The sequence below is a fragment of the Mucilaginibacter ximonensis genome, from assembly GCF_042686265.1.
Lineage (GTDB): Bacteria > Bacteroidota > Bacteroidia > Sphingobacteriales > Sphingobacteriaceae > Mucilaginibacter > Mucilaginibacter ximonensis.
In genome coordinates, this window is the sequence record NZ_JBHUPD010000003.1 from 343,075 (window position 1) to 359,374 (window position 16,300).

A 16,300-nucleotide genomic window follows, 5' to 3' on the forward strand; every position below is an offset into this window, starting at 1 on the left:
TCCCATAAAAAGAAAAACCTCAACTTGAAGTTGAGGTTTTTCTTTTTATGTTAATTTTTTAAATCATCTATACATCTGCATATTCGCAGATCAGATCAAATTATTTTTTATTTTTAGCATAGTCGTCATTGAGCTCTTTAATGATGTCGGCGGTAACATCTAGGCTTGGGTCCACATAAACTGCATTAAGCGTCGATTTTGAGTAGGTTAATATCAGTTTATAGTTTTTTTCTTTAGCGTAAGTTTTAGAAAAGTCAAAAACCTTTTGATATAGTTTTCGGGTTTCATCAGCCTGAAATTTCTGTAAATCAATACCTGCGTTTTGATGAAATAACTGCAATTCAGATTGTTCTCTGCTCAGCCGTGCTTCTGTTTCCTGGCGCTTGTCGGCCGGTAAAGTAGCCACATTTTTTTTGTATTCTGCGACATTACGTTCGAAGGCTTGTCCTTTCGATTGTTCTTCGGCATCGCTTGCTTTCGCTTTGCTGGTAATTCGCTCCTGCACGTCTTTAGCGTAATTATATTGTGATGATAAAGAATCTAAGTTAATATATACGGTTGTTCCTTTATCTGAAGTAGTAGTAGTTGCGCTTGGTGCAGCAGCCGGGGTAGCAGCAGGTTTATTGTTATTGCAGGCGACAACGCTTGCAGCAACGGCTAAACCTAAAGTGATCTTGGTAATTACAGAACCTGTAGTTTTCATTTAGTGGGTTTGTTTTTGGGTGATATTTTCGATGTCGAAAACGACATCACATCTTTACTTAAATTTTTCACAAAGATAAACTTTCAAATTAAGTATCCTAATCATTTACCCGGCAAGCGGACGTAGCCGAAAACCATAAAAACGAAGCAAAACCGCGGCATTTTAATGAAGTAGTTAACATGCCTCTATTTTATCAACAATGGTAGTTATGTGCGGCAAATTGCGTATTTTTGTATGTTAAACTCCTTTGCGGAGATTTTATTCTTTTAACCAAAATATGAGCGAAGAAAATAAAGACAAATCGAATTATTCGGCAGATAATATACAGGTTTTAGAGGGTTTAGAAGCGGTGCGTAAGCGTCCTTCCATGTACATTGGCGACACAGGCGTAAAAGGTCTGCATCACCTGGTGTATGAGGTTGTCGATAACTCAATTGATGAGGCCCTGGCCGGTTATTGCGATACGATAAATGTTACGATACATAAGGGTAACTCCATAACGGTTGTGGATAACGGCCGAGGCATTCCTACAGGTATCAATACCAAAGAAAATAAATCGGCATTGGAGATTGTAATGACCGTATTACATGCCGGTGGTAAATTTGATAAAGACACCTATAAAGTGTCTGGCGGTTTACACGGTGTGGGTGTGAGCTGCGTTAACGCCTTGTCAACCCATATGATTACTGTGGTTGAGCGCGAAGGCAAGATCTTTACACAGGAATACGAGCGCGGAAAACCAATGTTTGATGTAAAAGAGATCGGCGTATCTGACCGTACCGGTACTACACAGACATTCCAACCCGACCCTGAGATATTCCAGTTAACTACCGAGTATAAGTTTGATACCCTGGCTGCGCGTTTACGTGAGCTGGCTTATCTGAACAAAGGTATCAGATTAACTTTGACAGACGAGCGTGTTACTAATGACGACGGTACTTTCCTGTCAGAAGAATATTTTTCGACCGGTGGCTTAAGCGAGTTTGTTAAGTTTTTGGACGGCACCCGTACGGCCATCATCCCTGAACCAATTTATGTAGACGGCATTAAACAAGGTATCCCGGTTGAGCTGGCCCTGCAGTATAACGATACTTACTCTGAGAACGTTTTCTCGTACGTAAACAATATTAATACCGTTGAGGGTGGTACCCACGTAGCAGGTTTTCGCCGCGGTTTAACCCGTACCTTGAAAAGCTATGCTGATAAAGAAGGTTTGCTGAAAAATCTGAAAGTTGAAATTACTGGCGACGACTTCCGTGAAGGTTTAACTGCTGTGGTGTCAGTAAAAGTTCAGGAGCCTCAATTTGAGGGTCAAACCAAAGGTAAGCTGGGTAACAACGAGGTAATGGGCGCCGTTGATATGGCCGTAGGTGAAATTTTAGGTAATTACCTGGAAGAGCACCCTAAAGAAGCCCGCATGATTGTTAACAAAGTGGTATTGGCTGCAACAGCCCGTGCTGCTGCACGTAAGGCCCGCGAGCTGGTGCAACGCAAGAGCGTTATGAGCGGCTCAGGCTTGCCGGGTAAACTTGCCGATTGCGCCAACAGCGACCCTGCGTTGTGCGAGTTGTTCCTGGTCGAAGGGGACTCGGCGGGTGGTACGGCCAAGCAAGGCCGTAACCGCGAGTACCAGGCTATTTTGCCGTTAAGAGGTAAAATTCTGAACGTGGAGAAAGCCATGGAGCACAAAATATACGAGAACGAGGAGATCAAAAACATTTTTACCGGTTTGGGCGTAAGCCGCGGTACTCCTGAGGATGATAAGGCGTTAAATATAACTAAGCTACGTTACCACAAGATCGTAATCATGACGGATGCTGACGTGGACGGTTCGCACATTACTACACTTATCCTCACTTTCTTCTTCCGTTATATGAAAGAGCTGGTTGAAGCCGGTTACGTATACATTGCATCGCCACCGCTTTACCAGGTTAAAAAGGGTAAAGAGTTTGAATATTGCTGGAACGACGATCAGCGTGATGCTGCAATCCAGCGCCTGAAAGGTGCCGGTAAAGAGGATAGCGTACATGTACAGCGCTACAAAGGTTTGGGTGAGATGAACGCTGAACAGCTTTGGGAAACAACCATGGATCCCGCCCGCCGTACGCTAAAACAAGCCAGCATTGAAAACGCTGCCGAGTGCGATCATACCTTCTCCATGTTAATGGGCGATGAGGTTGCTCCGCGCCGCGAATTTATCGAGAAAAATGCTAAATACGCTAAGATAGATACCTAGGAGTTAAAAAGTTGTCATTCTGAGCATCGCGAAGAATCTTATACGCTTAGCTATCGCTTAAATAAGATTTTTCGCTAGACTCAGAACGATAAATGTATATCAAAGCCGACCGTCAACAGATAGTCGGCTTTTTTTATGGATATTTGTTTATGCAGCAAGGCGAAAGAAAAGATGTTTACAAGGTTTATGATAAGATAGCGCAGTGGTTCCATGCCAATCGCCCTCAAACTTTAATGGAGAAGGGCTATCTGGACAAGCTAATCAGCCGTTTACCGCAAAATGCCAGCGCGCTTGATCTGGGCTGCGGTACCGGCGAGCCCATGCTTCGTTATTTATTGCAACAAGGTGTAAACGTTGTTGGCGTTGACGCCAGTACAGCGATACTAAAGATCGCGCAAGCAAATTTTCCATATACTCAATTTATTTTGCAGGATATGCGCCAGCTTGATCTGGGCAGAAAGTTTGACGCCATTATAGCCTGGCATAGCTTTTTTCATTTACCTGCGGATGATCAGCCGGCGATGTTCCCGCTATTTGCCAAACATTTGAATAAAAATGGTATCCTGATGTTTACCTCGGGCACCCAATATGGCGAAGCCTGGGGAATGAATGGTGGCGAGAATTTATTCCATGGTTCGCTGGAAAAAGAGAATTACCGTCAGTTATTAGAAAAGCACAACTTTCAAATACTTGGCCACACCATAGAAGATCCTGAGTGCGGTGGCGCTACAGTGTGGATGGCTCAATACTGGGGTTAATAATAAATTTGTCATTCAGCGTAGCGAAGAATCTTATATAACCGACTAGCAAAACGTATAAGATTCTTCGCTACGCTCAAAATGACAAGTAGTGAATTAAGTTGTTATCTCTTAACAGCTTGCCTCTTACCAATAATAAATGCGGCAATCTTATCAATATCTGCGGCGCTGACAGCGCCTTTCCAGGCAGGCATACCTTTATCTAAAACGCCGTTGGCAATGGTGCTAATCAGTGCTGCTTTGGTGCTGCCGTGTTTTAAAGTTGTGGCCAGCAGGTTGGCTCCTTTATCCGTACCTCGCAGGTTATCGCCATGACAACTGGCACACAATTGTTGAAACATAGCCGGCGTACTCATTTTCTTTGGCGATGTTTCGGCAACGGTATTAGCCGCTATTTTTTGTGATGACAGAACCGTATTTGCCGACCCCGACGGACGTAACCGGCAAACCATATCATAACCCGGGCGCGGCTGGCCCTCAACCGGGTCTTGCTGTGATGTAGAAAAATAAATATAACCATCTGGCCCGGTAACTACCGAGCGGATACGGCCATATTGTTTCCTGAGCATGATCTCCTGATTTACAATCTTGTCGTTATCTAAGGTAATTTTCAGCAACCCTTCTCCGCGCAGGCAGGTTACCAGCAGTTTGCCTTTCAGGTCCGGAAATTTATTGCCGTTATAAAACATAGCCTCGCTCGGCCCTATTGATGGCGTAAACTCCGCCAGTGGCGATATCATGCCCTCGTGAGTCATTTGGTGATGAATAATGGGCCAGCCATAATTCTGACCCGGCTTGATGATATTAATCTCATCGCCGCCGGTTGGCCCGTGTTCTGACTCAAATAGCGTGTTGGTAACTGGTTCAAACGCTATACCTTGCGGATTACGGTGCCCGTAGCTCCAGATCTCTTTACGGGCGGTGTCGTTTTTAACAAACGGGTTGTCTGCCGGAATCGTCCCATCATCATTTAATCTCAATATCTTACCGTTCAGCGCCTTTAAATCCTGCGATAAAATAGCTTCGTCTGCATCTCCCGTAGTGGCGTAAAGTTTCTTGTCCGGACCGAAAACCAGCCGGCAGCCCGTGTGATTCTGGTTGGCATGAATATCGTTCCTGATCAGGTATGGGTTAATCAGCGTGTCATTCTTAAACTCATAGCGCACAATTTGCAGCCGTATTTTATCGCCCAGCCAGTAATCGTTAGCTATATAAATGAAATGATTGCGTGTAAAGTCAGGATGTATCACCATACCCAGCAGGCCGGTTTTATTACGTTGCGGAATATTAGGTATCACAAAGGCCGGTTTTTCAACCAGTTTACCGTTTCGATATATCCGAAGCCGACCGGTACGCTCGCCAAACAGCATGGTGTTGTCCGGCAAAAAGACTATTTGCCAGGGTACCTTCATGTTGTTAACTAAAGTATCAACCTTAAAACCTGATGAATCGACTAATTTAACGGGCTGCCTGTCGGTTTTACCGGCTATGAATACGCTTGACAAAATTGCAAACAAGCAAATAGCGGCGAGATATTTCAATGCTTTCATGAATATATTGTCGTGTGTGTGGTTTGTATTATCTAAAATACGCAAAACCACTGGCATGGTTGCCGGGGTGGCGTTAAAAAGCTTACTTTTAAAATTATATACATAAAATTCTTAGGTATATAAAATAATTATATATTTGTCGTCATGAGCGCAAATCCATTTTTGAAGGGATCATTACAAACCATCATATTAAAGCTGTTGGAAGACCATACCGAGATGTACGGCTACGAGATTACGCAGAAGGTGAAAGAGCTATCTGGAGGCGATGTGTTGCTTACGGAAGGTGCCTTGTATCCGGCACTGCACAAGCTTGAGGCCGAGGGTTACCTGGAAACTTTTACCCAGGTAGTTGATAATCGTGTGCGAAAATATTACCGCCTGACCGAAGAGGGCGGCAAACAGGTAAGCAGCAAGCTGAGCGAGGCTCAGGCGTTTATTGATCAGTTACAAACTTTGTTAAACTTAAAACCATCGGTAGAATGATTTTGACTGACGAAGAAATACACTGGGTAAAAGAGCGTATGAAAGTATACGACATTAAATACCAGGAAATATATGACGAGCTGCTGGATCATATCCTTACAGCGATGGAGGAGAGCCGACTGGCAGGTAACAATAAAAACGTTGAGTTACTTTTTCAAAACACGGTCGACCAACACTTTAACGGATATCTGGGTATCGAGAATCTTGCTGCCGACGAGGCCAAAATCTACCAGAAAAATATGCGGAACACGTTTCACAAACAGCTTAAAAGGCATTTTAATTGGAGGGCACTGGCCGCTACTGTTGTTTTATTAGCGTTGAGCTATCAACTGCCCAATACCAAGCCTATACATTTAGCCTTTATGATAGCGATGATGCTTTTTGCCTTTTCGCCTATTATATATGCTTATGCGGTGTTGGCTGGTAAAGTAAAAACCATTAAAGGCAAGCGCTCATTGCTGGTAACTTATGCACGCGGGCAAATGATACTGCCAATGTCGCTTTTGCAATGCTTTTGGTTTCTGCCCAACTTTTTTGACATGCTGAATGATCATAAAGATTTTTATAGTTGGAACCATGCATCGCCCATGATACTGATGTGCGGATTGATTTTATTGATGATTATTAACTGGAGCTATATGCAGACGTTTAAGCAGATAGTAGCCAAACAAATGACTTTGCAGGCTTAAATATAGTACCATGAAACCTATTGCAGAACAACAACAATCAATCAAAACGCTATTACGTAGTATACTCAAATACAAGGAGACATATGACGAAGTTTACGATCACATATTGTCGTCGCTTGAAGGCCTGCCGACTGACGCAAACTTTGCACATACCATACGCGATATCGTTGAAAATGAACTGGGGGGTGCCAGGGGATTGAAAACTTTAGAAAGAAAACTTTTCATATCATCTATTCGCGGGTTTATTAAAGATTACTTTATCAATATTAAGGAGTCTTTTACATCAGTACTGATGGTACCTATAGCTCTTTGTACGTGGCTATTTTATCGTGCAATTATTTCGGGACGCCTGGACCAGGAGGGTGCGAGCGCTATAATTATTCATATGACATTGGATGTATGTATCCTTATTATGTTTTTGTTCAATTATAAAAAATGGAGGTCTAAACAGCATTCAATACCGGGAATTATTTCGGTACGGCGAACATTACTGAAGTTTAGCAGCACCCTGCTTTTTATTCCGTTTATTTTATGGGCAAAGACACATGCTTTTTATGCGAACCATGATATTCCTGTAAAAGTATTAACGGCTTTGTTTTTAATAGCAGTCGTACATATTATCTCGTGCTTTAAGCTTTTCATGAATAAGAAAAACTTTCAATATACAACCTAAACCTTATCACATATAATAAATGACACCTACACCTGAAGAGAAGCTATGGCTGCGCGATTACCTATATGAAGCCTTAAGCTACCGTGAAACATTTGACGAAGTATACGATCATATTTTATTGGCCCTGGAGCATGAACCGGCTCAACCGTTTTTTGAAAGCACCGTATATAAAATAATCGACGAGGATTTTGGCGGCAGCATCAATTTGCTTAATATGGAAGTTGAATGCGAGCGCACAACCAGAAAAGAAATTAACGCCCAATATTGGCACACCTTTTTTAGTTGGGCAAAGCCACCCAGAGTTATCTTTATCCTGCTCGTTATTGGTGCCACTTATTTTATAAGGGTTAAAACCTTAACAGGCGCGGTGATTATGCTGGTTGTCATGTTGCTAATCGGGTTCGTGCCGCTAATTACAGTAGCTGTCAGAAAGCTTACTGTACGATTTGTAAATCATGATAAAAAAACGTCAATAAGAGACAGCGCTTTTAAATGGCTGGCTTATTGGTATATTATTATCGCCATATTCGCAGGGAGGACTATAACACGAATTATAGATTTTTGCTTAAGGCATCTGTTTAAATATCCGTCGGCAGATGTTTACCAGAAAAGTTTCCCAAAGCATTTATTAAGCTCTTTTTTCTTTGCTATAGCTATTATTCATATGCTTACGCTCATTGAGCTGTTTCGCCATGAGTATAAAACCAAAATGATCAAGGCAAAGCACTAATTATGAAACCTGATAAGGAACAAAAGCAATGGCTGCGCGATTACCTGTACCAAACGATGCAATACCGCGAAACCTTTGAAGAGGTTTACGATCACGTTTTGCTGGCTTTAGAGGATGAACCTAAGCAGGAATTTTTTGAGACCAATGCATTGAATATCCTTGAGCGCGATTTTGGCGGGACGAATGGTCTTTTACAACTCGAAGAAAATTGCCGCCAGTCGGTTGAGGAAATGGCTACGGTTCAATTTAAAGATAATTTTAAGCAATGGTTTGCTTCTCCGTTAATCGCATTTACTGCGATTTTATTTATAGCGATGATTTATTTACAACTTTCGCCAATTAAAACTGGTGTAGTGTTGGCGCTGCTTTTTGGCGCGTTGTTAATTGTACCGGTAGTGCTTTGTTCCGTAAGAGCGACTCGTTTAGGTTACACCTATGCCGATACCAAAGCTTCCATCAAAGATGAAATTTTTAGAAGGCTGGCCTATAAATCTAATCGCATACTTTTTACACTGACTTTGTACTCAACGGTCATTAATCAGTTTGTAGATTATATGTTTAAACCTAAAAGTTATTTCGCTATGGTCGCAGCTTTTTTATTGATTTGTTTGCTTGTCTGGCCGCACATCAGGCAATATAAAATCAAACAAAAGTATACCGGCGATTTTAACAAACTACCTATAATCCCATTTAAAGAGGATCTTTTTTATGGTTGGTTCGCTTTAACTACAATGGCCATTGATCTGATTTTAAAGTTTACCACTGTCCCTAACCAAACGCCACAAAATTCTTTATCAATAAAAGCACAGGTAATTGGTCACAGTATTATAACTGCTATCTTGATATTAATGATGATCAATGTGTCAGCAACCATAAAACTCTACCGCAGTGAGTTCAAAACTACTATGGTTGTCAGTTAAGGCATATCCCAAGATTTACTCATTCACATATCCACTCAATCGTTCATTAATTAAAACGGATAACCAATCGCCAGGTTAAACACCATGTTTGAGCCATGCCAGCCTGAGCCGGTATAATCCACCCCATCAACAATGCCGGTATTTGATGAAGCCGGTTTAATCAGCGGGAAGCCAAAATCAGTACGCAGTATTAATACCGACAGGTTGAAACGCAGTCCGAAGCCTGCATCTACAGCAACCTGGTTCAGGAAATGTTTACCAAAAGCTGCTCCGGGCAAACCGTAATGGCTGCGCATTAACCATATGTTACCGGCATCGGTAAACAACGCACCCTCAACAATGCTAAATAGTTTTTGGCGCAGCTCAACATTGGCCTCCAATTTTATATCGCCCGATTCATCAGGCAAAAATTGCGTGCCGTTGGTAACCGAAGCAGCCGGATAATAGGACCCCGGCCCTAAAGAACGTGCCTGGAAACCACGCAGACTATTTGGTCCGCCAATAAAAAATTGTTGTGAATACGGTAATATGGTTGAGTTGCCATAGGGCAGGCCTACATCTGCCAAAAAGCGGGTAGCCAGTTTTGTACCCGGAGTTATTTTATGAAAGTAACGTATGTCATTCTCTATTTTGATGTACTGGTTAAATGGCGTGCCAAATATGGTTTTAGCTTTGCCGGCCAGGGTATCGGCTCCTAATATAATGCCAAGTAAATTACCTGACAAACTAACTTTACCCTGGTAGTAAAGGCTGTTCTTCCTGAAATCCTCTGTCGAGTTGTCAAAAGTATAGGTATAGCTTGGGCCAAAGGTTAGCTGATTATTAATAACGTGGGTCAGGGTAGGGTTTCGCGTTTTGCGTATACTATCCTGGTACAATTGGCTTACATTGGCAGCGTCAACGTAGGTTAACTCTATTAAATTAAGCGCGTGCTGCTTATGCAGATTGGGTTTCCATTGGTAACCAAAGGCGGCGTTGAATGAGTTTAAGCGGTATAGCTTAGTACGATCAATTAAGGTGTATCCTGTAGTTAATATGGTCTTGGGGATATAGGCATTATTGGTTTTAATATCAACCGGGCCAACAATTCGCGGCCATACCAGGGAGGGCTGTACACCAAATTGAAAAACATTGAAGCCGTTGTTAAATCTGCCAAATTGCTTATCTGTACTGGTAAAAAAGTTCATCGAGAACAGTTCGCCGCCCTTAAACGCATTTTTATTGCGGAAGGTGAGGTTAAACTGCGTACCATCATAATTGGCAGATGTTTGACGGGCAATGATCTCAGCAGTGAGCGATTTACGCTTGGCCTGCGTCAGGAAGTAATAGATATCCAGCTTCGGCGAATCAGGGGTTACGTCTTCAAAACGGTTTTTTACAAAACTAAACGGACCTAATTCAATAAACCTGTTCAGGCTGTTGTTATGCTCGGTACGGTTGTAAGTATCATTAGGGTGCAGCAAAATAGTATTCTTAAAAATGAATGGCCGCACGGTTTTTTTAGGGTCGATGACATTATACCAGGCATAGTGCTGCGCTGAATCCAATTTTAGCGAAGTGTCTCGTAATGAATATTTAGGATATACATAAATATTACGGATCGAGTATATCCAGCGTGCCTGATCAGGAGTGGTTTCTTTGATGTGTACAAACATGTCAACCGTGTGGTTAGCCTTAGTACTGTCATAACGCATAATCAGGTTATCCGGCGAAAAATAGAAGAACCCTTCCTCTTTCAATTTAGCGTCAATCCGTATGCGCTCGTTTTTGATTACATCCAGGTCATAACGATCGCCTACCTTCAATAAACTTTCTTTAGCGGTTCCCGCAACTGCGGTGTCCAGGTCATCATTACCGGTAGGGAAACCAATCTGGCGGTAATGGTACGCCGGACCGGTTTGTATAGTATAAACCGCTTTAGCCAATTTTGAACCTTTTTTGCTGACCGTATCTGCGCTCACGGCCGATAAAAAATAACCTTTATTTTGTAACCTGTTTTGTAATATCTTGCTGTTTTGAACTAAATCGACTGAGCCTGCAAGCACCGGCGGCTCGCCGAAATGGGTGTTCAGGTAGTGTTTTAAACCTCTTACTTTATTGGTGCGAGTCTTAAAATATATCCACAACTTATAACGCAAACCCAAAATAGTTGAGTTTGGCTGCGGACGAAGCAGTGAAGTTAAATCTTCAGTAATAGGTCCGATATCGCTTTTCTTTGAGTTATGCTTGTCCGTGATCTTTATTTCTCCGCCCGTATACAGCTTTTGGTTGGGTTGCAGGTACTTGGTAGTACTGCAGGCACTCGTTAAAGCTGCAAATAAAATAATAGCTATATTTCTCAGTTTTGTCATGGGTTAGTTTGAGGTTTCTTTTTGCTCAGCCGGTTTATCTGCCGGTTGTGTTACCGGGGCTACATTTTCGTCATGCTGTTTTTCGGCTTCTTTTTGCTCTTTCTTTTGTTCTTTTTGCTTCTCTTTGTATTCCTTCTGCATCTGCTTTTCGCGCTGCGATTTTTTGCGGAAGAGTTCTTTAAAGCGATTGTACTCATAGGTGAGCGAAAAGCCAATGCCGGTTTCAACTACCTGTCCCTCAACTACTATAAATTCATCCTTACGGTAAGCGCGAATCATGTAGCGGCCATCCTGGGTCAGCTTATAATTTACAGAAAGGTTGCCGGCTATATCGGTAGTTTTTTGTCCAGGCTGATTTTGACCTTCCAGGTTAAAGTTGTTGCCTATGGTAACGGTCAGCCTGTCGTTCAGGAATTGTTTTGACAGCCCGACGTTCAGGTCAGTGCGGTTTTGTTGTACACCGGTAGAGTAATCTGCTCCTGAAGTCAAATCAAAACTCAATTGCACGCCGCCAATCAGGTTGCCGGCCAATTTATTTAACTGATCAGATAGCAGGCTGCTTACACTATTTCTGATAGCGCCATTAATACCGGTGCCGCCGCCCTGGCTTTGCAGCGGGTTATCGCCAATAAAGTGCCCCAGTACCAAAACGCCGAGTACCTGCTTGTTCATTTCATTAGGATCTTGCCGCACTTGCGATAAACGGGTATTTACCTGCGTAATAATATCAGGCGATACAGTATAAGTGTCGTCAGGCAATACAATGTCAAAGCTGATATCCGGTTTCAACAACTGATTTTTGAGCTGTAGCAACACATTAAACGGCAGTTTTTGCTTTAACATAGTAGAGTTTGTACTGCCATCGTCCTGCTGGTTTACCAAATCAATAGGAGGGACATTGGCTACATAAATGGCCGTCAGGTTCACGTCTGCCTGGGTTGGGTCGCCCGTCCAGGTAATGTAACTGCCTTTTTTAAATTTGAAAGTACGCTTAACGGTAGCGTAGGCCAGGTTGTAAGAGCCATCCTCAACCGTATAAGTGCCGGTTAAGCTAACTTTACCGCTAGGGTCTATACCGCCATTCAGCTTAGCCTGGCCCTGCAGGTGTACCACATCCCCGTTTCGTTCGTCGATTACCACGGCAAATTTGGCGCCTTTGTTAATGTTGATGGTAGCATTAACATCCAGGCCACTTAAACTGCTTTGTTTCAGCGAATCGAGTTTCCGCGCCATCATGATGGAATCCAGCTTCGGCGCATTCTCATTAATCACCTCAACTACGCCCTTCCTGTCTTCAATGCCGGGGTCGGTTTGCGGCAAAACAAAGGTCATGTCGGTTTTATCGTTCACTGTCAGGTTAACGTCGACACGAGGTGCGTTCTGCGTGCCTCTTACGCTTATGTGGGTGTCTATATACAACTTGCCGTAAAACAACTTGTTGTCGGCTGCTGTCGAGTTAACTGCTCTGAAATTGTTAGCATTAATGTCCAGTCCAAATTTAAAGTCGGTAAAAGTTTTGGTGTACAGGGTACCGGTTACCACCGCCTTATTGCCGGTCGAGTCAACTAGGGTAAAGTCCCTGAACAGAATGCCATCCTCGTTAAAAGTAATAGTTTCTTTAGGCATCGTAAAGTAAGAGTTGAGCATACTTACATTAAAGCCCACCTTATTAAAGTTCACATCGCCCCTTACCACCGGTGCACTTGGCGTCCCTGTTATACGGAGATCCCCACTGATTATGCCGCTGGCGTTCCTGATGGCGCCAAAGCTAAAGCCCTCAATGCTCTTCATATTAAGCTTCACAATGTTAAGGTCGAGGTCGAACCTACTAGCCGGACTGGTGTAATAAACCCCTTGCATGTCAACCTGGTTGCCTTTGCCGGTAATGCTCATTTTAGCAGCATAGGCATCGGCAGTCTGGTTATTTACATTCAGGGCGATGTTACCTACCGTGTCGCCTTTAAAGCTAAAGTCATTGATCTTCAAATCAGTTGTAAACTTCATTGATTTTTGAAAGTCGCTGATATTGGCATCGCCATTAATCACACCGCCAACCTGTAACGAATCCTGTTGGGCCATGCGTGTTAATGTTTCGATATGAAAATCGCGGAAGCTCACTTTTATCGGCGAATTGTACGCTTGCGATGTGCTGTTAACGCTTAACACCTGGTTACTGTTGGTAATGGTAAAGTTATGCGCCAAAACGCCCTTGCTGCCAAATTGCAGCGAGTTATCGGCGTTAACTGCCCATTGGACGTAGTTAAACATCACCCCGTTTTCAAGGAAGCTGAACTGGTACTCGTTAGGTAAAGCACTGAATGTACCCGCAATACGGTAACGCTCCTTACGCGAGGCGTCGCGCACCTGTACGTTGATGCCCAATTTGTTATCCCTGGCGCTGCCGGTAATGCTTGGGTACAGCAAGTCTAAAGACGACGACATTTTTACCTCATCAACCGTTAAGCTATAATTAAGGGCATTGTTGTTGGTGTTGATATTAAGTTTGCCATTATTTATAATGGTTGTCCCATATACTATCTTGGGTATATTACCTAAAACGGTAAACTCGCCTGTGCTGCTGTTAAAGCGCCCGCGTATGTTAATAGGATCAAGCTGTGTTAGCGTAGGCGCAAATTGGGCAACCAGCGGTGTTTTTACTACGTTTAATGCAAACGTAAATTGCTGCGGCGAGTAGGTTGGTTTGGATTTTGGCCTGGCTGCGCCCAGGCTTGTATCAAAATATTTATTGATCAGATCCTGCATGGCATCGCCAACCTGGGTGAGTTTGTATTTGCCGCTCATGCGTGCCGTCAGAAAAGGTGTTTTTAGTCGCAATGCACTGCTATCTGCCGTAGCTTTCGATATCAGGCTGATGGAGTCGATATGGATGCGTTGATCGGCATTAACCACCAGCAGCTCATTTACCTTTACATCGGCATTCAAATAGTCCGGGTCGGCAGTTGGTACATCGGCTACTACTTTGGCATGTATACGCAGCGGTGTAGTGCTAAAATGAAGCGCCTGCAGATTCAGGCTGTCCAGCATCAGGTTAACTTTTATAGCCGGATATTTTTTATTGAGATTAGCCTTCGCATCCAGTTTAAAATTGATGTTCGGGTCTCGCATGGCAGAGGTTACAGCGTAGTTACCATTGGTAGCTGTGCCCTTTAATACCAGGTTTTTATAATTATAACCTTTTATATAAGCCTGCGCAATATTGCCATTAAACTGCAAGCTGGCCTTTTTAGGGTCAAGACTAATGCCCTTTACGTTAGCAGACATAGTAACCATGCCCACCATTTTAGGTTGTTTAGTTAGCGCACCCACATTTAACTGGTTAGCTTTGATATTAGCCGAATACGTTGCGTGATTTTTATTATTGCTGTTTTTTAATGAGGCCACCACATCCATTGCGCCATAAGTTGAGCGCAGGTTTAGTTTGGTGTTAAAATTATACATGCCACCTTTAAAGGTTCCCCTCAAATTCATACTGTTGGGTATGCTTACATTTGAAAGGATGCTTCCGGCCGGAGCAAGTTTTGCAATATCGGCGGCGCTGGTAGTAAAGTCGGCCAGGTTTACATCAAAGTACGCTTTATTCATATCAGGCAGGCCGCGTAACCTGGCCGATGCCTTAATGTGGGTATTAGCTAAACCACGTATCTCCAGTTCGGGGATATTCAGGTTATTCACGGCACCTTCAACTTTGCCATCAATCCTGAAAACCGAATTAGGATAGTGCTTAAATGGTTCCATGCTGGCCATGGTGGGCATTAATAATAATACATCTTTCAAACTAACTTTAGTGCCGTCAACATTAGCATTAATATGCAGGGCGCCAATGTTTTTGGATATGGCAGCTATAGACGGATAACTTACCTGCACTTGTTTTTGAATCACCGAATTCGGGGTTTCAACCAACAGGTTGTTCAGGTAGGCATTTTTTGGTCCGTAAAAGAATTTGGTGTGGAATTTATTTATAGCCAGGCCGCTCTTGTCTTTAAAAGTGAAGGCGTTGATGTTACCTGAAAGCGAATCAGGCGTATAAGAGATTTGTCCCGCGTCGGCATTCAGGTTTTGAATGTGCATGTGCCCAAAATCTAAACCCCTGGCTATTGGCGCCTGTGCGTCGTTATCAAACTTAATATCGTCATTACGCAAAGTTATCTTACCCAGTGTAGCCGACCAGCCCTTGCCATTCTGCGGATTAGCCACTATGGTGTCCAGTTTTTTAACTGCTTTTACAACGGCTTTAACAACGGTTTTGGGTTTGTTCAATTTTAAAGCCGCTTTGGTGTCGCTCAGATCAATACTTTTAATACCTACTTTTTGATTTTTGAGGTCGATCTTATCCATCTCTACCGAAAACTTGTTCAGGTTTACGTTGGCATCCATTTCGGTACTGCGATAAACTACGTTGATGTTAGCCAGATCAATAGTGCCTAAATCAAGCTGGATATTCAGCGGTTTGGCCACTGTGGTATCTATATTGGCCGCTTGTGCTATTGACGAACCTGCAGGCGTTTGAATAACCTGTGCATTTACACCCGATAAGTTGATCTTCGGGATGGTAAATTTCATCTTATCCAAATCAAAATCTTTGATGCGGGTATCAAAATGACCCAGCAGGAATTTGACGTCATTGCCGGTAGTCAGGTCTTTGTATTTAACATGAATACGGTCAAGGATGATCTTATCCATCGAAAATTTCATGCTCGAGGTTGTGTCGGCAGGCTTAGGCTCCTTTTTTTGCTCGCCGGCAAAAGCTTTGATAATGTAGTCAAAGTTAAAAACGCTGTCCTTACCGCGGTAAATATTGGCGGTGATGCCTTGCAGGTTAATTTCATTCACCTCAACCTGGTGGTGCAGTAGTTTCAACATACTGATATCAACTTTCAGCTTGTCGCCTGCTATCAGGGTGTCTTTCTTTTGATCCTCAAAATAAACATCATCCAAAACCAAAAGCTTAGGCAGGCCAAGGCTAATGTGGCCTATCTCAACTTTAGTATGGATTTTATTTTGTAAAAAAGTAACCGCCTTGTCTTTTGCAAAATTTTGTACCGCCGGCACCTGTATTAAAATGATTACAAGCAGCACCAGAAAAATGACACTTGCAATTATCCAAAGAATAGTTTTTAAAGCTATACGTCCAAATCGTCCCAATTTTATAATTTTTTCAAAGGTTAAGATGCATTTGTTTGTTAATT

General features: G+C 42.9%; 11 protein-coding genes. 7 read left to right on the forward strand and 4 right to left on the reverse strand.

All coding sequences use genetic code 11. The features are described from left to right. Window positions 1-100 precede the first annotated feature (100 nt). Window positions 101-703, reverse strand: a complete 603-nt coding sequence (locus ACFS5N_RS15485; RefSeq protein WP_377187484.1) for an OmpH family outer membrane protein — start codon at window positions 701-703, stop codon at window positions 101-103. A 277-nt stretch (window positions 704-980) separates the two neighbouring features. Between ACFS5N_RS15485 and gyrB the strand changes: the two genes are divergently transcribed. Together gyrB and ACFS5N_RS15495 are read left to right on the forward strand one after the other, a co-directional pair. Then, the gene (gene gyrB / locus ACFS5N_RS15490) at window positions 981-2,939 is read left to right on the forward strand and encodes a DNA topoisomerase (ATP-hydrolyzing) subunit B (protein WP_377187487.1); all 1,959 of its coding nucleotides are present in this window, start codon (window positions 981-983) and stop codon (window positions 2,937-2,939) included. A gap of 92 nt (window positions 2,940-3,031) precedes the next feature. Beyond that, window positions 3,032-3,697 (forward strand): class I SAM-dependent methyltransferase, encoded by a 666-nt coding sequence (locus ACFS5N_RS15495; RefSeq protein WP_377187490.1) that lies wholly within the window; start codon window positions 3,032-3,034, stop codon window positions 3,695-3,697. 104 nt (window positions 3,698-3,801) lie between these two features. Here the strand turns inward: ACFS5N_RS15495 and ACFS5N_RS15500 are convergent, their stop codons facing one another. Beyond that, window positions 3,802-5,247, reverse strand: a complete 1,446-nt coding sequence (locus ACFS5N_RS15500) for a PQQ-dependent sugar dehydrogenase (RefSeq protein ID WP_377187493.1) — start codon at window positions 5,245-5,247, stop codon at window positions 3,802-3,804. Between the two features lie 144 nt (window positions 5,248-5,391). Here ACFS5N_RS15500 and ACFS5N_RS15505 point away from each other — a divergent pair, with 144 nt between their 5' ends. The 5 genes from ACFS5N_RS15505 to ACFS5N_RS15525 are packed head-to-tail and all read left to right on the forward strand — an operon-like array spanning window position 5,392 to window position 8,742. Next, the gene (locus tag ACFS5N_RS15505) at window positions 5,392-5,730 is read left to right on the forward strand and encodes a PadR family transcriptional regulator (RefSeq protein WP_377187496.1); all 339 of its coding nucleotides are present in this window, start codon (window positions 5,392-5,394) and stop codon (window positions 5,728-5,730) included. Then, window positions 5,727-6,419: a hypothetical protein gene (locus tag ACFS5N_RS15510; protein ID WP_377187499.1), complete on the forward strand. Its 693-nt coding sequence runs from the start codon at window positions 5,727-5,729 to the stop codon at window positions 6,417-6,419. The genes ACFS5N_RS15505 and ACFS5N_RS15510 overlap by 4 nt, the downstream gene beginning before the upstream one ends. A gap of 10 nt (window positions 6,420-6,429) precedes the next feature. Then, window positions 6,430-7,092, forward strand: coding sequence for a hypothetical protein (locus ACFS5N_RS15515; RefSeq protein WP_377187502.1), 663 nt, complete (start codon window positions 6,430-6,432; stop codon window positions 7,090-7,092). Window positions 7,093-7,111: 19 nt separating this feature from the next. Continuing rightward, window positions 7,112-7,822 (forward strand): hypothetical protein, encoded by a 711-nt coding sequence (locus tag ACFS5N_RS15520; RefSeq protein ID WP_377187505.1) that lies wholly within the window; start codon window positions 7,112-7,114, stop codon window positions 7,820-7,822. 2 nt (window positions 7,823-7,824) lie between these two features. Further along, window positions 7,825-8,742, forward strand: coding sequence for a hypothetical protein (locus ACFS5N_RS15525; RefSeq protein WP_377187508.1), 918 nt, complete (start codon window positions 7,825-7,827; stop codon window positions 8,740-8,742). 50 nt (window positions 8,743-8,792) lie between these two features. Here the strand turns inward: ACFS5N_RS15525 and tamL are convergent, their stop codons facing one another. Beyond that, the gene (gene tamL / locus ACFS5N_RS15530; RefSeq protein ID WP_377187511.1) at window positions 8,793-11,093 is read right to left on the reverse strand and encodes a translocation and assembly module lipoprotein TamL; all 2,301 of its coding nucleotides are present in this window, start codon (window positions 11,091-11,093) and stop codon (window positions 8,793-8,795) included. 3 nt (window positions 11,094-11,096) lie between these two features. Next, window positions 11,097-16,256, reverse strand: coding sequence for a translocation/assembly module TamB domain-containing protein (locus tag ACFS5N_RS15535; protein ID WP_377187515.1), 5,160 nt, complete (start codon window positions 16,254-16,256; stop codon window positions 11,097-11,099). Window positions 16,257-16,300 lie beyond the last annotated feature (44 nt).